Source organism: Streptomyces sp. NPDC005195 (assembly GCF_040608315.1).
GTDB lineage: Bacteria > Actinomycetota > Actinomycetes > Streptomycetales > Streptomycetaceae > Streptomyces > Streptomyces kaempferi.
Map to the genome: position 1 here is coordinate 1 of NZ_JBEXHZ010000001.1, position 18,174 is coordinate 18,174.

General features: G+C 70.7%; 20 protein-coding genes. 1 reads left to right on the forward strand and 19 read right to left on the reverse strand.

All coding sequences use genetic code 11. The features are described from left to right. Nucleotides 1–51 precede the first annotated feature (51 nt). From ABZV34_RS00005 to proS, 18 genes are all read right to left on the reverse strand, one after another. Complete coding sequence (locus ABZV34_RS00005) at nucleotides 52–609, reverse strand: TetR/AcrR family transcriptional regulator (RefSeq protein WP_168534102.1); 558 nt, start codon at nucleotides 607–609, stop codon at nucleotides 52–54. A 134-nt stretch (nucleotides 610–743) separates the two neighbouring features. Beyond that, nucleotides 744–1,586 carry an RNA polymerase sigma factor WhiG gene (whiG, locus tag ABZV34_RS00010; protein WP_356269896.1) on the reverse strand — a complete coding sequence of 281 codons (843 nt, stop codon included), beginning with the start codon at nucleotides 1,584–1,586 and terminating at the stop codon, nucleotides 744–746. Nucleotides 1,587–1,858: 272 nt separating this feature from the next. Beyond that, nucleotides 1,859–2,986 (reverse strand): DNA-processing protein DprA, encoded by a 1,128-nt coding sequence (gene dprA, locus ABZV34_RS00015; RefSeq protein WP_356269898.1) that lies wholly within the window; start codon nucleotides 2,984–2,986, stop codon nucleotides 1,859–1,861. 197 nt (nucleotides 2,987–3,183) lie between these two features. Continuing rightward, nucleotides 3,184–4,800, reverse strand: coding sequence for a YifB family Mg chelatase-like AAA ATPase (locus tag ABZV34_RS00020; RefSeq protein ID WP_356269900.1), 1,617 nt, complete (start codon nucleotides 4,798–4,800; stop codon nucleotides 3,184–3,186). Further along, nucleotides 4,800–5,171, reverse strand: a complete 372-nt coding sequence (locus ABZV34_RS00025; protein WP_356269902.1) for a YraN family protein — start codon at nucleotides 5,169–5,171, stop codon at nucleotides 4,800–4,802. Before ABZV34_RS00025 ends, ABZV34_RS00020 begins: the two co-directional genes overlap by 1 nt. A gap of 163 nt (nucleotides 5,172–5,334) precedes the next feature. Next, nucleotides 5,335–5,643 (reverse strand): DUF2469 domain-containing protein, encoded by a 309-nt coding sequence (locus tag ABZV34_RS00030; protein ID WP_003965949.1) that lies wholly within the window; start codon nucleotides 5,641–5,643, stop codon nucleotides 5,335–5,337. Between the two features lie 55 nt (nucleotides 5,644–5,698). Then, nucleotides 5,699–6,211, reverse strand: coding sequence for an NUDIX hydrolase (locus ABZV34_RS00035; protein WP_356270671.1), 513 nt, complete (start codon nucleotides 6,209–6,211; stop codon nucleotides 5,699–5,701). A gap of 112 nt (nucleotides 6,212–6,323) precedes the next feature. After that, the gene (lepB, locus tag ABZV34_RS00040; RefSeq protein ID WP_356269904.1) at nucleotides 6,324–7,070 is read right to left on the reverse strand and encodes a signal peptidase I; all 747 of its coding nucleotides are present in this window, start codon (nucleotides 7,068–7,070) and stop codon (nucleotides 6,324–6,326) included. Between the two features lie 81 nt (nucleotides 7,071–7,151). Further along, nucleotides 7,152–8,096 (reverse strand): signal peptidase I, encoded by a 945-nt coding sequence (lepB, locus tag ABZV34_RS00045; RefSeq protein ID WP_356269906.1) that lies wholly within the window; start codon nucleotides 8,094–8,096, stop codon nucleotides 7,152–7,154. Beyond that, nucleotides 7,981–9,063 carry a signal peptidase I gene (gene lepB, locus ABZV34_RS00050; protein WP_356269908.1) on the reverse strand — a complete coding sequence of 361 codons (1,083 nt, stop codon included), beginning with the start codon at nucleotides 9,061–9,063 and terminating at the stop codon, nucleotides 7,981–7,983. Before lepB (ABZV34_RS00050) ends, lepB (ABZV34_RS00045) begins: the two co-directional genes overlap by 116 nt. Then, a complete protein-coding gene (gene lepB / locus ABZV34_RS00055; RefSeq protein ID WP_356269910.1) occupies nucleotides 9,056–9,772 on the reverse strand; it encodes a signal peptidase I in 717 nt (238 codons plus the stop codon). The genes lepB (ABZV34_RS00050) and lepB (ABZV34_RS00055) overlap by 8 nt, the downstream gene beginning before the upstream one ends. A gap of 45 nt (nucleotides 9,773–9,817) precedes the next feature. Beyond that, the gene (gene rplS / locus ABZV34_RS00060; RefSeq protein ID WP_356269912.1) at nucleotides 9,818–10,168 is read right to left on the reverse strand and encodes a 50S ribosomal protein L19; all 351 of its coding nucleotides are present in this window, start codon (nucleotides 10,166–10,168) and stop codon (nucleotides 9,818–9,820) included. Between the two features lie 131 nt (nucleotides 10,169–10,299). Beyond that, complete coding sequence (gene trmD, locus ABZV34_RS00065; protein WP_356269914.1) at nucleotides 10,300–11,121, reverse strand: tRNA (guanosine(37)-N1)-methyltransferase TrmD; 822 nt, start codon at nucleotides 11,119–11,121, stop codon at nucleotides 10,300–10,302. Continuing rightward, complete coding sequence (gene rimM, locus ABZV34_RS00070) at nucleotides 11,121–11,675, reverse strand: ribosome maturation factor RimM (RefSeq protein WP_356269916.1); 555 nt, start codon at nucleotides 11,673–11,675, stop codon at nucleotides 11,121–11,123. Before rimM ends, trmD begins: the two co-directional genes overlap by 1 nt. A gap of 107 nt (nucleotides 11,676–11,782) precedes the next feature. Continuing rightward, nucleotides 11,783–12,022, reverse strand: coding sequence for an RNA-binding protein (locus ABZV34_RS00075; RefSeq protein WP_005479813.1), 240 nt, complete (start codon nucleotides 12,020–12,022; stop codon nucleotides 11,783–11,785). A gap of 2 nt (nucleotides 12,023–12,024) precedes the next feature. Beyond that, nucleotides 12,025–12,444: a 30S ribosomal protein S16 gene (rpsP, locus tag ABZV34_RS00080; protein ID WP_356269917.1), complete on the reverse strand. Its 420-nt coding sequence runs from the start codon at nucleotides 12,442–12,444 to the stop codon at nucleotides 12,025–12,027. A 292-nt stretch (nucleotides 12,445–12,736) separates the two neighbouring features. Beyond that, complete coding sequence (locus ABZV34_RS00085) at nucleotides 12,737–13,333, reverse strand: hypothetical protein (RefSeq protein WP_168530431.1); 597 nt, start codon at nucleotides 13,331–13,333, stop codon at nucleotides 12,737–12,739. A gap of 251 nt (nucleotides 13,334–13,584) precedes the next feature. Next, nucleotides 13,585–15,000: a proline--tRNA ligase gene (gene proS / locus ABZV34_RS00090; protein ID WP_356269919.1), complete on the reverse strand. Its 1,416-nt coding sequence runs from the start codon at nucleotides 14,998–15,000 to the stop codon at nucleotides 13,585–13,587. Nucleotides 15,001–15,199: 199 nt separating this feature from the next. On the opposite strand from proS, the gene ABZV34_RS00095 reads away from it, so the two are divergent. After that, nucleotides 15,200–16,057 carry a methyltransferase domain-containing protein gene (locus ABZV34_RS00095; protein WP_356269921.1) on the forward strand — a complete coding sequence of 286 codons (858 nt, stop codon included), beginning with the start codon at nucleotides 15,200–15,202 and terminating at the stop codon, nucleotides 16,055–16,057. Between the two features lie 162 nt (nucleotides 16,058–16,219). On the opposite strand, the gene ftsH is transcribed toward ABZV34_RS00095, so the two are convergent. Then, nucleotides 16,220–18,157, reverse strand: a complete 1,938-nt coding sequence (ftsH, locus tag ABZV34_RS00100; RefSeq protein ID WP_356269923.1) for an ATP-dependent zinc metalloprotease FtsH — start codon at nucleotides 18,155–18,157, stop codon at nucleotides 16,220–16,222. Nucleotides 18,158–18,174: the final 17 nt, after the last annotated feature.

The window sequence follows — 18,174 nt, forward strand, 5'->3', positions numbered from 1 at the left end:
GGGGAGGGGGAGGGAGGGGGGGCGGGGGCCAAGGAGCAGGGGGCAGGGGGTTCAGCCGCGCACGCCCCGCAGGGCCATCGTGACGGCCGCGTCCGTAATCGCGTCGGGGTCCTCCGCCGCTCCCAGTTCGATCCGCCGCACCGCCGCGTCGACCACGCCCTGGAGCAGCATCGCGGCCAGTCTCGGTTCGGCGTGGCCCATGTCCCGGAGCGCCTCCGCGATCATCGCGACGAGCCCGCCGTGCGCCGCGCGGATCTTCTCTCGGGCCCCGGCGTCGAGCTCACTCGCGGAGATGGCCACGACGGCACGGTGCCGCCGGTCCCCCACGAGGGCCAGTTGCTGGCGGACGTAGGCCTCGACCTTGCCCTCGGGCCCGTCGGCCGCGGCCATCACCGCCTCGACCTCGGCCGCCCACACGGGAAAGTCGACCTCGCACAGCTCTTCGACCACGGCGGCGCGGGACCGGAAGTACTCGTAGACGGACGACCTCGCCAGGCCCGTCCGCTCGGCGAGGGCGGGGAAGGTCAGCGCTTCCGTCCCGCCCTCGGACAGCAGGGACCGGGCCGCGTCCAGCAGGGCGGCTCGCTGCATCGACCGGTGCTCGGCCACGGAGGCCGCTCGAATCCTTGGCACGCCCTCCACTTTACGGACGGACCGCGGATGGCGGCAGCCACTCCCACCACCTGGAGGAATCAGGGGCCTGATGACGAAGGGACGATTCAGCACCCGCGCCGTGCTCCGGCTCAGCGTCCGAAACTGGCCAGCTTCGCGCGCAGCTGCAGTACCGAGTTGGTGTGGATCTGGCTCACCCGGCTCTCGGTCACTCCGAGGACGTTCCCGATCTCTGCGAGCGTGAGGCCCTCGTAGTAGTAGAGCGTGACCACGGTCTTCTCCCGGTCGGGCAGGGTGTTGATGGCTCGCGCCAGGAATCTCCGCAGCTCCCGGTCCTCGGCCACCTCGACCGGGTTGTCGGCCGCGGTGTCCTCGAGGGTGTCCATCAGGCTCAGCCGGTCGCCGCCCTCGCCGCCGACATGCAGGAGTTCCTCGAGGGCCACCACGTTGGCCAGGGACAACTGGCTGAAGACGGCGTGGAGATCCTCCACCGCGATCCCCATCTCGGAGGCCACCTCGCCCTCCGACGGCGTGCGTCTCAGCCGGGCCTCCAGCGTCGCGTACGCCCGTTCCACGTTGCGTGCTTTCTGCCGCACGGAGCGCGGGATCCAGTCCAGCGCGCGCAGCTCGTCGATCATCGCGCCCCGGATGCGCGTGATCGCGTACGTCTCGAACTTGATCTCCCGTTCGATGTCGAACTTCTCGATCGCGTCGATCAGCCCGAACACGCCCGAGGAGACGAAGTCCGCCTGCTCCACATTGGCCGGCAGACCCACGCTGACCCGTCCCGCGACGTACTTGACCAGGGGCGAGTAGTGCAGGATCAGCTGCTCGCGCAGTCGCTCGTCACCCGTCGTCTTGTACGACCGCCACAGCTCGTCGAGCGTCGAGGGAGCGGGCGGCCGCCTGCTACCGCCGTCGCGGGCGGCTGGGGGGATCGCCGCCCGATCGGACCCGGAGGTGTGCTGGGGCATTCGTCGCCTTGTGCCGTTCTGCCGTGAACTGGGGGTGCCTGGGTGAGCTGTCGCTCTGATGCCGAGTTGCGTTGTCTGCGTCGGAACCCAGATGAGCGTAGCGTGACTGAGGTGTCGCAGTGCGCGAAGGGCGGGGGGCGGACGATGCGCAGATACGTTCCGCTCGGCGTTTGCGCCGGTCGGCCCCGTCGCCGTCCGTGACCGTCCGGGGACGCCAACTGCGGGTATTGCCAAGGGTGTCGGTGTTCGCCCGGACGGCCGAACACGCTCGGTCAGCGCCCGTGGCGATCATCGTGGACCGGGATCATCACCTGGCGTGTCAACTTCCAGCCGTCGCCGTGTCGTTCGACGAACCCGAGCGAGCGGAGTTCGTACAGTCTCCCGACCGCGTCGTCCGTCGTGGTTCCCGCCCCGCGGGCGATCTCCGCCGCTTCCGCCGGCCCGCGTGCCGGCACCGCGGCGAGCACCCGTCCGGCACCCGGGTCCAGCAGGTCGCGCGGCAGCACGGGCCCCCGCCGGTCCGGGGCCAGCTCACCCATGTCGCCGACCAGTTCCGCCACTTCCGCGGCGTCGGTGACCAGCACCGCCTCCCCCCGCAGCAGTTCATGCACCCCGGCCGACAACCCGCTGGTGACAGGGCCGGGCACGCCCATGGCGAACCTGCCCAGCCGCTGCGCGGCGCGCGCCGTGACCAGGGCGCCACTGCGATAGGCGGCCTCGACGACCACGGTCCCCCGGGTGAGCGCCGCGATGACTCGGTTGCGGAGGATGAACCTGCTCGGCGTGGGATGCTCCCCCGGCGGCAACTCCCCGACGACCAGGCCCTGTTCGGAGATCCTCGTGATCAACTCGGTGTGTCCGCGGGGATAGGGCCGGTCGACTCCGCAGGCCAGCACGGCGACGGTGGCCCCGCCTGCCGCCAGCGCGCCGCGGTGCGCGGCGCCGTCCACGCCGTAGGCGCCGCCCGACACGACCACCCAGCCACACTCGGCCAGCCCGGCGCCGAGGGTGGCCGCCATGTGGGCGCCGTACTCCGTACAGGCCCGCGCTCCGACGAGGGCGACGGACCGCAGCGCCCACATCCGCAGGCTGGGGCGCCCTCGTACCCAGAGTCCGACGGGACGGCCGTCCCCGAGATCGTCGAGCTGTGCGGGCCACTCGGAGTCCCCTGGGCACACGAAGCGGATCCCGGCCGCACGGGCGTCCGCGAGATCCCGCTCCGGGTCGGCCCGCTCGGCCCGCGCCCGCAGTCCCGCCCATCTCCGGTCCGTCACCCCCCGCGGCCGTTCCACGCCGTCCAGGAGCCCCCTGACGGCCCGTTCCGCCCCGGCCTCACGGATCCAGCGCCCGCAGACCTCGTCGCCCGGTTCGGCGACACGGGCGAGAAATGCCCGGTGCACGCGCTCGTCCGCACGGACCGGGTCCTGCCGATGCGCGCCTTCCTGGCTCCTGTCCTCTCGGTGCGCGCCATCCCGGCTCCTCTCCTCTCCGCATGTGTTTTCCCGGCGCCTGTCCTCTCCGCGCGTGTCTTCCCGGCTCCTGTCTTCCTGGCCCGTGCTCTCCCCGCCCGTGCTCTCCCCGGGCGGGCCGTCGTGGTTCACGACAGCGCGCCGATCGCCATCGGTACCCCGCGCGGCACGCCGGTGCGCAGTTGCAGCGCGAGGGCGACATCCGTCGCGTCGGGCCGGTCGTGCCCCACCAGGTCCGCGACGGTCCAGGCGACGCGCAGGACCCGGTCGAAGCCCCGCGCACTCAGCACGCCCCGCTCCAGACCGCGCTCCGCCTCGTCCAGCGCGCCCGGCGACGCGTGCCACCGGCTGCGCAGTTCGCGCCCGGGCACTTCGCTGTTCGTCCGCCAAGGGGTGTCCGCCAGCCGCGCCGCGGCCCGTTCTCTGGCCGTTCGTACGCGGCCGGCGACGGTCTCCGTGGATTCTCCCGGCGCCCCGCGCCCGGTCAGCTCGGAGCGCGTGACCCGGTCCACCTCGACGCGCAGATCGACCCGGTCGAGCAGCGGGCCGGAGAGCCTGGCCTGATAGCGGCGGATCGCGGAGGGCGGACAGTCGCACAGGTCGCCCCGCTGCGAGAAGCGTCCGCACGGGCAGGGGTTCGCCGCGAGCACCATCAGGAACCGCGCGGGAAACCGCACCACCCCCGCGCTGCGCGCGATCACCACATGCCCCGCCTCCAGGGGCTGGCGCAGCGCGTCGAGGGCCTGCCCGCTGAATTCCGGGGTCTCGTCGAGGAAGAGCACCCCCCGGTGGGCGAGCGACACCGCGCCCGGTCGCGCGATTCCATGGCCTCCCCCGACGAGGGCCTGCATGGTCGCCGAGTGGTGGGGTGCGCAGTAGGGGGCGACGTCGACCAGGGGTTTGCCCGGTGGCAGCAGGCCGGCGACCGAGTGGACGGCCGTGACCTCCAGGGACTCGCTCCTAGTGAGCAACGGCAGGACGGCGGGCAGCCGTTCGGCGAGCATCGTCTTGCCCGCTCCCGGCGGGCCCTCGAGGAAGAGGTGGTGTCCGCCCGCCGCCGCGACCTCCACGGCGGTGCGCGCGGAGCGCTGGCCGACGACGTCGGCGAGGTCATGGCCGTGGTCGTGCTGGGCGCCGTGCATGCCGGTGGCGGCGCCGGTGCCCGGCGTGCGCAGGCCGGCCATCAGGGGACCGGGGCGGCCCGCTTCGTCGGGATCCTCCTCGGGGACCGGCTCGTCGGTGAGGACGGCGATCAGCTGACCCAGGCTGCGCACGCCGAGCACGGAGATCCCCGGCACCAGTGTGGCCTCGGCGGCCGCGCACTCGGGCACCACCACCTGTTCGTACCCCGCGTCCGCCGCGGCGAGGACCGCGGGCAGCACTCCCCGCACCGGGCGGACCCGCCCGTCGAGTCCGAGCTCGCCGATCATCACGATGTCGGAGAGCACCCGGGGGTCGATCCGCTCCGCGGCACCCAGCACCGCGCAGGCGACGGCGAGGTCGAACCCGCTGCCGCCCTTGGGCACCGAGGCCGGGCTCAGGCCCACGGTGAGCTTTTTCTGGGGCCACACGGCGCCGGAGTTCACCACTGCCGCGCGGACGCGGTCCCTGCTCTCCGAGAGGCTCTTGTCGGGGAGGCCGACCAGGGTGAACGCCGCGACGCCCGGCTCCAGGTCCGCCTGGACCTCCACCACCACGCCCTCGACGCCGACGAGGGCCACCGAGCACGTACGCGCGAACCCCATCAGGCCACCCCCCGCGCATGCTCGACCACGGGTGCGCCGCGGGCGGGGAGGAGGACACCGATCAGGTCGATGCGGACACCGCCGGGCGGTGCCCCGCCGTGTTCCTGGAGCCAGCGCTCCGCCAGGCCGCGCAGGCGCTGTGCCTTGGCCGGGGTGACGGCCGCCATCGGGTGCTCGAAGGCACCCGACCTGCGTGTCTTGACCTCGCAGACGACGAGCGCGTCGCCGTCCCGGGCCACGATGTCGATCTCTCCGGCCCTGCCGGATCGCCAGTTGCGCGCCAGGACGGTCCATCCGGCCCCGGTCAGCCGCCGCGCGGCCAGATCCTCGCCGTACTTGCCGAGTGCGTTGCGTGCCTTGGACGTCTTCATGTCGGCACCACCTCCGGCGCCCACATTGCGGCAGTCCCCACCCGCTGTTGGATCTTGGTGGACAGGCGGCCGACTGGGGACAACTCCATCACCCTCACGAGTGATCATCGCCCGTCGGCGGCCGCCGTCCGCACTCACGCGGTCATCGGATCCACCGGGGCGGTCAACCGCCGGGCAGCTCCAGATCGCTCTTGTTCAGCTCCTCGATGTTCACGTCCTTGAACGTGAGCACCCGTACCTGTTTCACGAAGCGCGCGGGCCGGTACATGTCCCACACCCAGGCATCCGCCATGGACACCTCGAAGAAAACCTCGCCCTGGACCGAGTGCACCTGCATCTCGTAGTCGTTGGTGAGGTAGAAGCGCCGTTCGGTCTCGATCACGTATTTGAACAGACCGACGACATCGCGGTACTCCCGATAGAGCTTCAGCTCCATCTCGGTCTCGTACTTCTCGAGGTCCTCGGCGCTCATGGCATGTTCCCCTTCAGCCGTGCGTCCCCCTATTGTGCGCCAGCCCCGCGAGCCTCTAGACGATTTCGGTGTCGAGGACCTCGGGCCTGGCCGGGGGACCCTCGTCGAGCAGCCTGCGCAGCAGCTCGGCGAGCCTGGTCGGATACACCGTCTCATGTGCCTCGGTCAGTTCCTGGCATGTCCACCAGCGCGCTCCGGCGACACTTCGCCGTTCCAGCTCCGTCAGCCCGGCGGCGACGGTTCCGGTCTGGGTCGTACGGGCCAGGAAGTACCATTCGTCCTGGTCCCAGCGGCGTCCCGCGAAGGGGAACGAACATTTTCGCCGCCACAGCACCGGGCCCAGTTCGACCTCGGTGATGCCGGTCTCCTCCACGAGTTCCCGCAGCGCGGCCTCCTCGCGGGTTTCGTCGCCCTCCAGGCCGCCGCCGGGCGTGAACCACCAGTCGTCGGCGGGATCGTCCGGCTCATGACCGTGCAGCAGCAGGATGCGCTCCTGCGCGTCGAGGAGCACGACCCTGGCGACTTTCCGCAGTCCGCTGGCATAAGAGTCCGCGACCGGGTCCCCCACCGGCTCCGCGCCCGGGTCCCCCACCAGGTCCGCGCCCGAGTTCCGCTCCGACGACACGGCCGGCCCGGGTGACGCCACGGCCGGAGCGGCCCGTCCGGGCTGTCCGGACGGCTCAGCCGACACCGACCGGCTCCGTCCGCCCCCGGCCACGCCGCCGCCCCAGGCGCTTGGCGACCGGGCCGTACGCCGCCCCGCACAGGACGAGCACCGCGCCCGCCACCACCGCGGTCAGGATCGGCCGCAGCGGACCCGGCGTCGAGATCCCGCCGAGCGTCTCGAAGCCCGTGGGACGCTTCAGCATGCCCTTCATGGGCCAGGCGACGGCGTCGACGCGGCCCTTCACCGCGGCGCGCGACACCGTGCCGTTGAAGGCCTCGGTGAGGTGCGCGGTCGAGTCCAGTGAGCCGCTGCGCTCGTCACCGAGCAGGAAGAGCCGTCCCTTGGGGACCTCGACGGTCGGAATCCGTTTCGTCTCGGCGGCCTGGCCCTTGGGGAGATACGGCTCGTCGATCTTCTTGTCGTTGACCGTCAGCTTGTCGTCCGTGCAGCAGGCGACGGTGTCACCGCCGACCGCGACGACCCGCTTGACGATCAGCATGTCGCCCCAGCTCTTCTGCTGGAAGACGATGACGTCACCGCGCTCGACGTCATCGCCGTCTATCCGCTCCGCCAGGATGCGGTCGCCCACCTTGATGGTCGGCACCATCGACTCGGTCGGCACCGTGTACGGCTGATAGACGACCGCGCCCCAGGCGAAGCCTCCGAGGAAGAGCACACAGCCGAGGGCCACGGCCAGTCCCGACAGCACGCTGCCGAGCCGGCCATGGCCCTCGTCCGTACGATCTGACGTCCTGCTCATCCCAGTGCTCCCCCGACTCGGAGAATCGACCCCGCGGTCCTGGGTACGGCCCGCGGAAGATCGGCGATCTGGGACGGCACCCTACCCGGCGGTACCCCGCCCAGAAACCCTGGGGTTTCCGGCGGTAAGGCGACGCCTGCGCCACAGCACCAGCGGCGCGGCGCCGGCCAGTCCCAGGGCGCCCGGGGCGGCCGCGCTGAGGTTCTGGTCGAAGGTGTCGGGGATCGGCAGCGTGTTCCAGCGGGTGGGCGGCCAGGCGATCACGATGGCGCGGCCCACGACGTTGCCCACGGGCACGAAGCCCTGGTACTTGTCCTGCTGGTGGTAGCGGGAGTCCAGCGAGTTCTGCCGGTGGTCGCCCATGACCCAGATTTTGCCCGCGGGTACCGTCACCTTGAACTGGCCGCCCTGGTCGTCGACGCTGCACGGCGTGTTCCCGGCGTACACGTACGTCTCGTTGAGCGCCTTGCCGTTGACCGTCAGCGGGCCCGAGTTCTGACACTCGATCGTGTCGCCGGCGACACCGATGACTCGCTTGATGAGGTCCTTCTCGTCCGCGGACGGCATCAGGCCGATCTTGCTGAGGACCTGCTGCACGACGTTCGGGTTGGGCGTCGGCTCGCCCGCCAGCCAGTTGTCGGGGTCGTGGAAGACGACGACCTCGCCGCGTGAGGGCTCCGAGCCGAACCACGGGGTGAGCTTGTCGACCAGGACACGGTCGCCCTGCTGGAGGGTGTTCTGCATCGAGTCCGAGGGGATCGAGAACGCCTGCACCAGGAAAGTCTTGATCAGTAGCGCGAGGACCAGTGCGATACCGATGAGGAGCGGCAGTTCCTTCCAGAAGGAACGCGGATTCTTGGGCTTCTCGTCCTGCTCGCCGTGCTCCTTCGTACCGCCGCCGTCCCCGGATTCACTCCCGGTGGCGATGACCTCGTTCGTGGCCGGGGTGGCCGATCCGTCGGTTCGCTCCGGCTGTTCCTCGGGGCCATCGTGTCCGGATCGTGCGCCGACCGCCAAATCCCCCACATCCACTCCTCACTCCGTGCCGCCGCCTGCCCCGGATCCGGCGCAGGCCCACCACTCCCATAACGAGCGGGAGTTCCGCAGGGCTCGGGAGCGGGATCAATCCATTGAGATCCGCGGACGCCACCCTATGCGACGGTCCCATGGCCGTGGCCGACCCGCTCGGCACCGACGCGTACGTGTCCGGCTCCTTCAGACGAGTCCAGTGCCCGAAGGGCCACGCGATGACCATGGCTCGGCCGACGACGGACTTCTCGGAGACGGTACCGCCGTACTTCTCCTTGCGGTGGTACCTGGAGTCGGCCGAGTTGGCCCGGTGGTCGCCCATGACCCAGAGGCGGCCCTTGGGGACGGTCTCCTCGAAGGGGAAATCCGACGGTTTGTTGTCGGCGTGTATGTACGGCTCCGCGAGCGGCATGCCGTTGACCGTGACGCGCCCCTGCGTGTCACAGCACTTGACGGTGTCGCCGCCGACCGCGACGACCCGCTTGATGAGGTCCTTGTCGTTGTCGGAGGGCAGCAGACCGATCTGGGTCAGCCCCTCCTTGACCTGCTTGATGACGACAGGGTCGTTCTTCTTGGTGGTCTTCTCGCCGGCCAGCCAGTCCCCGGGGTCCTTGAAGACGACGACGTCGCCGCGCTGCGGTTTGGAGCCGAACCATGGCGTGAACTTGTCGACGAGCACCCGGTCGCCGATCTGGATCGTGCTCTCCATGGAGCCCGACGGGATGACGAAGGCCTGGACGAGGAAGGTCTTGAGGACCAGGGCTATGAGCACCGCGACGCCGACGAGAAGCGGGATCTCCTTGACCGCGGAGCGCCGCCGTCGTCGCTTCACCTTGCGCTGGAGTTTGCGGCGCTCGGCGCGGCCGGGACGTACCGCGCCGCCGGAGGCACGCCGTGTCCCGGTGGGCAGCAGATTGTCGGCCGCGTGCTCGGAGACTCCGCGTGGCCTTCCGCGGTTACCCATGGGCACCGTCCGCGGCCGGCACACGCGCGTAGGCGCCGGAGCGCCTCAGCCGGGCCCAGTCGTCCGAGGGCCAGGCGATCCAGTCGGCGCGGCCGATGACGTCGCCGACGGGGATCATGCCGCCTCCGGGGGACCCCAGATGGTCCCGGGAGTCCCTGGAGTCGCTGCGGTGGTCGCCCAGGAGGAACAGGCTGCCGGCGGGCACGACGACGTCGAAGGGCACCTCCGACGGGCTGTCCCCGGGGTACAGAAACGTCGACTCGTCGACCGAACGGCCGTTCACCTCGAGCCTCCCCTCCTTGTCGCAGCAGACCACATGGTCTCCCCCCACACCGACGACGCGTTTCACGTAGTCGGCGTTCCCGAAGTAGCCGGTGCCGTCGAACACGACGATGTCTCCCCGCTGCGGCTCAGCACCGAAACGGTACGCCAACTTATTTACGAGAACGCGGTCCCCGATCCTCAATCCGCGCTCCATCGAGCTGCTGGGAATCTCGAAGGGCTGCATCACGAAGTTGCTGAAGCCGATCAGGAACAGGAGGCAGACCAGGACGGTCAGGGTGATCCACCCGCCGGGGAGCCACTCCGCGACCCGGTCCAGCAACGCGAAACGCGACCGTCCCTCCGGCCCCTGGGTGCCCGAGATCTCCTCGGACTCGGCAGGGCGGGAGGAGCGGTCGCGCTCCGTGTGCTGTGCTTCGGTGTTCATCGGAGCCAGATGTTATCCGGCGTCCGTATGAGCCTCCGCGCGAGCTCAGTTGTCGCGCTTCTCCTTGATCTTCGCGGCCTTGCCGCGCAGGTCACGGAGGTAGTAGAGCTTCGCGCGACGCACGTCACCGCGGGTGACGAGCTCGATCTTCTCGACGATCGGGGTGTGCACCGGGAAGGTGCGCTCGACGCCGACCGAGAAGGAGACCTTGCGGACCGAGAAGGTCTCGCGGACACCGGCGCCCTGGCGACGGATGACCACGCCCTTGAACTGCTGCACACGGGAGCGGTTGCCCTCGATGACGCGCACGTGGACGTTGACGGTGTCGCCCGGACGGAAGGCCGGGATGTCGGTGCGCAGCGACGCGCCGTCGACTGAGTCGAGCAGGTGAGACATGGGGTCTGCTTTCTTCGCCGATGCCACAGGTCATCAACGGGAGAAGGGTTTTCGGAGAGTGCTGCCGCGTCGGGGCGGGCGTCGTGTCCCCCTGTGGCAGGGGCGCACGCCGAACGACGTAGAGCAGCGGCCTATTCTTCCACGGCCTCGGGCCTGCGCCAAAATCGGCCGTCGGGATCCGGCTGCCATCCCAGGATCGAGAGCATCTCGCGGTCCTTCTTGTCGAAGAGGGACGCCTCGCAGCGCTCGATGAGGTCGGGCCGGTTGGCCGCGGTACGGCGCAGGGCCTCGTCGCGGCGCCAGCGGGCGATCTTGCCGTGGTGGCCGCTGAGCAGTACCTCGGGGATCTCCCGGCCGCGCCACTCGGGGGGCTTGGTGTAGATCGGCCCCTCCAGGAGGTTGGCCATGGCGCCGGGGGCGAAGGAGTCGTCCCGGTGGGACTCGGCGTTGCCCAGGACGCCCGGCAGCAGGCGCGCCACGGCCTCGGTGACGACGAGCACGGCCGCCTCACCGCCGGCGAGCACGTAGTCGCCGATGGACACCTCGTGGACCGGCATGCGCGTGGCGTACTCGTCGATGACGCGACGGTCGATGCCCTCGTAGCGGGCGGGTGTGAAGACCAGCCAGGGGCGTTCGGACAGCTCGACGGCGAGTTCCTGGGTGAAGGGGCGTCCACTGGGTGTGGGCACGACGAGGACGGGCCCGTGCGAGCCCGTCTCGTAGCCGTCGGCCAGCACGGAGTCCAGGGCCTCGCCCCAGGGGTCGGTCTTCATGACCATGCCGGGGCCGCCGCCGTACGGGGTGTCGTCGACCGTGTTGTGGCGGTCGTACGTCCACTCCCGGAGGTCGTGCACGTGCACGTTCAGCTGTCCGCGCGCGCGTGCCTTGCCGACGAGCGAGACGTTCAGGGGGTCCAGGTACTCCGGGAAGATCGTGACGACGTCCAGCCGCATTACGCCTCTTCCTCGGCGGAGTCCCGGGTGGACGCGATCTCGGCACGGTCGTCGATCAGGCCCGGCGGCGGGTCGATGACGGCCCTCTGCTCGTCCAGGTCGATCTTGATGACGATCTCCTCGACGAACGGGATCATGACCTCGGTGCCGTCCGGCCGCTCGACGACGAACAGGTCCTGCGACGGCAGGTGCGAGATCTCGGTGATCCGTCCGACCTCGTCGCCCTCCTTGGTGACCACGTCCAGGTCCATCAGCTGGTGGTCGTAGTACTCGTCCGGGGCCTCGGGCTTCTCGTCCGGGTCGATGTCGGCGATGAGCAGGGTGTTGCGCAGCGCCTCGGCGGCGGTGCGGTCGCGTACGCCCTCGAAACGGAGCAGCAGACGTCCGCTGTGCACGCGGCCCGTCTCGATGGTCAGGGGACCGGTGGAGGCGGGGTCGGTGGCCAGGACGGCTCCGGGAGCGAGTCTGATCTCCGGCTCGTCGGTACGTACCTCGACGGTGACCTCGCCCTTGATGCCGTGGGCGCGGCCGACGCGAGCGACTACCAGCTGCACTGTGCTTGATCTCCTGTCGGTGTGCCTGCGGCGTTGCTTCGCAGACGACTACGGGCCGGGGACGGCCGGATGGCCCTCCCCGGCCCGAGCCGGTGCTGCCTGTTACGTCAGCGGACGTGGTCCACGTCGACGAGGTCGACGCGGACACCGCGGCCGCCGATAGCGCCCACGACGGTGCGCAGAGCGCGCGCGGTGCGGCCGTTGCGGCCGATCACCTTACCGAGGTCGTCGGGGTGGACCCGGACCTCGAGTACGCGCCCGCGGCGCAGGTCGCGGGAGGCGACCTGCACGTCGTCGGGGTTGTCGACGATGCCCTTCACGAGGTGCTCGAGAGCCTCCTCGAGCATGCTCAGGCCTCGGTCGACGCGGACTCGGCCGCGGCCTCGTCCTTCTTCTCAGCCTTCTTCTTCTGGGTGATGGCCTCACCCTTGCCCTCGTCGTCGGCGCCCAGGGCGTCGAACAGCGGGCGCGACGCCTTCGGCTCGGCGACGAGCAGCGGAGCGGGGGCGGGCAGACCCTTGAACTTCTGCCAGTCGCCGGTCAGCTTCAGGATGGCGAGCACGGGCTCGGTCGGCTGTGCGCCGACACCCAGCCAGTACTGCGCGCGGTCCGTGTCGACCTCGATGCGCGAGGGGTTCTGCACCGGGTGGTACAGGCCGATCTCCTCGATGGCCCGGCCGTCACGGCGGGTACGGGAGTCGGCGACGACGATGCGGTAGTGAGGCGAACGGATCTTGCCCAGACGCTTCAGCTTGATCTTGACTGCCACGGAAGTGGTGTCTCCTGGTCTTGACGGGGTTGGGCACGGCGAGATGGCCGCGTGGGGTTGCGGTACCCGAGTGCCCGATGGACGCGTCAGCCGGAGGAGAGAGGGGTCCTATGCGACTGTCGAGTACAGCTAGACATTGTGCCACACCCTGGAGGTTCACCTCACCGGCGTACGTGCGCGCCCACGCCTGACCGGCACCTGGCACCCGGCGCCGGCTCCCGGGCTTCGGCGCTGTCACCCGGCGCTCGCCGGGCGGTGCGGCCGAGTACGGCTGCCACGAGCAGCCGTCCTCTCAGCTCGCCGCCGCCCCGACCGCCTCGGGAATCCGGAAGGGCTTGCCGCACCCCCCGCACACGATCGGCGCCTGTGCCAGCACGGACGGGACGACCCGTACGTTGCGGCCGCAGTCGCAGACCGCCTTGACGCGGACGCCTCCCCCGGAGGAGCCGTGCCGGGCGGCGGGGCCCCGGAACGAGCGGGCCGTGTCGGCGGCGGTCGCGGCGGTGTGGGCCTTGAGGGCGCGCTGCAGCCGCTCGATGGTCGGGCGATAGCGGCGCTTGGCCTCGGGGTTGAGCGTGACGAGCGAGAAGCCGCTGCTGGGATGCGGTTCCTCGGGGTGGTCAAGGCCCAGCTCCTCGGCGATCGCCAGGAATCTGCGGTTGTGGTAGCGGCCGGCGCGTGAGGTGTCACGGACTCCGCGGGCGGCGGCGATGCCATGGACTGCCTCGTGCAACAGGCGTTCGAAGGAGAGCTCGTGCCCGCAGGCGGACGACGATTCTCCGATCAGGGACTCGGGCGCGGCCAGATCCGGCAGTTCGGGGTGGTGCCGCTGAATGTCGGCCCACGCCCCTGCCAGCTCTGCGGCTAGAACAGGTGGTGTCGTGCTCACGTCGTGACAACGAGCCGGGGGCCCTGTGTGTTCCTATTCCGGGGCATCCCAAATAATTTGCACGTACCCGTCAGTTGCCGCTGATGTGTCCTGACGAGGGCGGGTGCGCTGATCTGCGGAGAAGCCTCACAGCTCGCACCAAGCTGGTACGTAGTCACGCGTACGCCCCGGCGCGTAGGCACTGTCCGCGCGCCGGGGTAGCTGTCGTCATCAGATGCGCAAGAGACGTTTCGGCCGCCCTCGGGAACGGCTCAGTAGGCGCGCGCCACGACCGCGACGTTACCCGGTGCGTCGTCGCTGCCGGGCACCGACCCGTCCTCGGCGACCAGACACCGTACGGTCACGGAGTGCTCGGCGAGCCTGGTCTCGCCCTCTTCGCCGAGGTCGGCCCACGGAATGCGGGCCCAGCCGCCGGCCGTGGCGGCCTCGACGGCCTGCTCGATCGTCGCCACGTCCGACGTACGGGACGCGCGGCGCTCGCGCGACTGTTGGAGGAGGAGCGCCTGGTCCTCCTCGAGGAGGGTGGGGAGCAGTCCCGCCAGCGCGTCGAGGGCGACCGGCTCCTTGCCCCCGGGGATGCGGCGGGCCAGCATCGCGGTGCCGTTCTCCAGGTCACGGGGGCCGACCTCGACGCGCACCGGTACGCCCTTGAGCTCCCAGTCGACCGCGCGCCGCCCGAAGGGGGTGTCCGTGCGGTCGTCCACCTGGACCCGTACGCCCGCCGCCGAGAGCCGGTCGCCGATCTCGCGGACCTTGGCCAGAACCGCCTCGTCGCCCTTGATCGCGAGGACGACGGCCTGGACGGGGGCGAGGCGTGGCGGCACCCGCAACCCGCTGTCGTCGCCGTGCGACATGATCAGGCCACCGACCATGCGGGTCGAGGACCCCCAGGAGGTCTGCCAGACGAGTTCCTGCCGGCCGTCCTTGGAGAGGTACTGGGTGTTGAAGGCCTTCGCGAAGTTCTGGCCGAGTTCGTGGCTGGTGCCCATCTGGAGGGCCTTGCCGTCGCGCATCATGCCTTCGAGCGTGAGGGTGTTGACGGCGCCGGCGAACCGCTCCCTCGGGGTCTTGCGGCCGAGCAGCACGTCGATGCCGAGGACGTTCACCATGAAGTCCTCGTACACCTCCTTGTGGATGTACGCGGCGTAGTCCCGGGCGTCCTCGTAGGTGGCGTGGGCGGTGTGGCCCTCCTGCCACAGGAACTCGGTGGTACGCAGGAACACGCGCGGGCGCATCTCCCAACGGACCACGTTCGCCCACTGGTTGATCAGCAGCGGCAGGTCGCGGTAGCTCTGCACCCACTTGGAGAAGGAGGCGTTGATGATCGTCTCGGAGGTGGGGCGGACGACGACCGGCTCCTCCAGCTCCTTGCCGCCGCCGTGCGTGACGACCGCGAGCTCGGGGGCGAAACCCTCGACGTGCTCGGCCTCCTTCGTCAGGTACGACTGCGGGATGAAGAGCGGGAAGTACGCGTTCTGGGCACCCGCCGCCTTGATGCGGGCGTCCATCTCCTGCTGCATCCGCTCCCACAGCCCGTACCCGTAGGGCCGGATGATCATGGTGCCGCGCACCGGCCCGTTGTCGGCCAGCTCGGCCTTGTTGATCAGGTCCTGGTACCAGCGCGGGAAGTCGTCCGCCTGGGGCGTGAGAACAGGTGCCTTTGCCATGGCGCGATCGTACGGGCCCACGTTGCCGGGACGTGAATTCTCGCGCCGCGCGCGGACAGCGCACAAGCAGCGCGCCGCAACCCCTGGACGCCGCGACGAGTGCGGAGTTATCTGACATACGGGGGAAGTGCGCGCGCACGGCGCGGGGGTCGGGGAAACGGGGCACAGCGACAACTCTCGGCGGATTGGGGCGCTTTCGATGACACCTACGCTCGTGCGGCAACACCTGCAGCACACGGGACCTGCCTCCCGTGTGGACTCGCGGGTACGCGCGCGTGACTGGGCCGAGATCCAGGAGCGGATGCTGGTTCCGCTCCACGAGGCCGTCTACGAGCGACTCGAAGTCGGCGGCGGGACACGGCTGCTGGGCCTCGGCTGCGGTTCCGGGCTGGCCCTGCTGACGGCGGCCTCCCGGGGCGCCGCGGTGACCGGGGTCGACGACTCCTCACCCGAACGAGTGAGGCTCGCTCGGGAACGGCTGCTTCCTGAGGGACACGGCACGCACGCGCGCGACGACGCCCGGATCGTGCGGGGCACGCCCGCGGACCTGGCCGGCGCCGAGGGACCCGCGTACGACCTGGTGACCGCGTTCGAGCCGGTCGGCGGGATGGCGGGTGACTCCGACGGGCTGGTCGAAGTGCTGGAGGCGGCCGCGCCGCTCGCCGAGCGGGGGGCGGCCGTGGTGCTCGTGGGCTGGGGGCCGCCGGAGCGCTGCGCGACGTCCGCCGTACTGCGGGGCGTCGGCGGACTGGCCGAACCACCGCCGGGCGGCGGCGGGTGGCGGGCCGCCCGGCGGGACGACCTGGAGGAGATCGCCGAGCGCGCCGGGCTCGGGCTCGACGGGTCGGGACGGGTCGCGTGCCCCTTCGGGTACGCGGACGTGGAAAGCGCGGTACGGGGGCTGCGGTCGACCGGGCTGCTGGACGCGGCGGTGGCCGCGGCGGACGAGGTCCAGGTCGACAAGGAACTCACGGAAGCGCTCCATGCCCACCGCCGGCGGGACGGGACGGTGTGGATGCCGAACGTCTTCCGGTATCTGATCGCCCGGACGAGGTAGCCGCGTCCGGGCGGCGGACGGGGTGGCCATGCGGCCGCCGGCACGAGGTGGCCATACGGTCGCCCTGACCAGGCACGCATCCGGTCACCCGGACGAGCCAGGCATCCGGTCACCCGGACGAGGGGGCGCGGAGAGCCCGGCGCCACTCCGGCGGGCGAGGGCTCAGCCCTCCTCCTTCCGCGTCCGGGTGATGCCGGCGATCCGGTACGCGTCCGCCTCCTCCAGCGTCTCGTTGGCGAGCAGCGCCTCCGCCAGGGCGTCCAGCTGGTCGCGGTGGTCGATGAGATTCTGGCAGGCCTCCTCGTAGCACTCGTCGACGATGCGGCGCATCTCGTGGTCGATGGAGTCGAGGGTCGCCGGGGCGGCGGCGAGGCCGTAGGCCTGCTGGGCGTCGCCCGGGAGGGCGGAGAGCCGGCCGACGCGCTCGGTCATGCCCCAGCGGGCGACCATGCCCCGGACGATGTTGGTGACCTGTTCGAGGTCGTTCTCGGAGCCGGTGGTGACGACCGCGTAGACGACGTGCTCGGCGGCCATGCCGCCCAGGGCGCCGATGATCCGGCCGCGCAGGTACTCCTCGGTGTACGCGTAGCGGTCGGCGTCCGGGGTCGAGAGCGTGACGCCGAGCGCGCGCCCGCGCGGGACGATGGTGATCTTGCGGACCGGGTCGGCGCCCGGCCGCAGCATGCCGAGCAGCGCGTGACCGCTCTCGTGGTAGGCCGTGCGGCGGCGCTCCTCGTAGGGCATGACCAGCGGGCGTTCGGCACCCAGCTGCACCTTCTCCAGCGCTTCGGAGAGGTCCGTCCGTGTCACCTGTTCCTGTTTGCGCTTGACCGCGAGCAGTGCCGCCTCGTTGGCGAGGTTGGCCAGATCGGCACCCGTCATGCCCGGGGTCGTCCGGGCCACCTGGGCCAGGTCCACGTCCGGGGAGAGCGGGATCTCGCGGGTGTGGATCTCCAGGATCGCCTCGCGGCCACGGCGGTCGGGCGGCGAGACGTTGACGACCCGGTCGAAGCGGCCGGGCCGGGTCAGCGCCGGGTCCAGGATGTCGGCGCGGTTGGTCGCGGCGATGACGATGACGCCCTCGGCGCCCGAGAAGCCGTCCATCTCGGTGAGGATCTGGTTCAGGGTCTGCTCGCGCTCGTCGTGGCCGCCCATCGGCGAGCCGCCGGCGCGGGCCCGGCCGATGGTGTCGATCTCGTCGATGAACATGATGGAGGGGGCGACCTTGCGGGCCTCGGCGAACAGCTCACGGACGCGCGAGGCACCGACGCCGACGATCATCTCGATGAACTCCGACGCCGAGGCCGAGAAGAACGGCACCCCCGCCTCCCCCGCCACCGCCCGTGCGAGCAGGGTCTTTCCGGTGCCGGGAGGGCCCGCGAGGAGTACGCCGCGTGGCATCTTGGCGCCCATTTTGCGGTAGGCGCCCGGATTCTTGAGGAAGTCCACGACGTCGTTGAGCTCGCCCGCGACCTCGTCGATGCCCGCCACGTCCGCGAAGGTCGTGCGCTGCGCGCCGGGCTGCAGTTCGACGGGTTTGGGGGGTGCCTTGCGGCCGAGCATGCCGCCCGGACCGCCCATCCCCGGCCGCAGCCGCCGGGCGACGAGGAACCACAGCGCCACCAGGACCAGGATCGGGGCGAGGGAGAGCAGCAGGTTGGACAGCAGGCTGCGCTGCTGGACCACCGGCGAGGCGGTCACCGTGACGCCGCGCTTCTCCAGGTTCTGCCACAGCTTGTCGTCCGCGAAGGACGGGCGCTGTGTCTTGAACTTGGTGTACTTCCCGCCGCCGTCCGGCTTGTTCCGGGCGGCCCTCAGTTCACCCTGGATCGCGTCGCCCTTGGAGTAGATCTTGGAGACGTTGCCCCCGTCGATCTGTTTGCTGAACTCCGTGTACGAGATCGTCGGCTCGTTGCCCTCGTTGAAGAAGGACAGCGCCAGGACGGCGATCACGAACACGATCAGAGCGGCGACCGCCAGGCCTATCCAGCCACCCGGCATCTTCCTCCGCCCGGAGGGCGGCGGGCTCGGCTCGGGTGGCGTGCCCTCGGTACGCCACGGCTGGTCAGGGTCCTTGCGTGGCGGCACGGGGTTGCTCATATCAGGACGTTACGCCA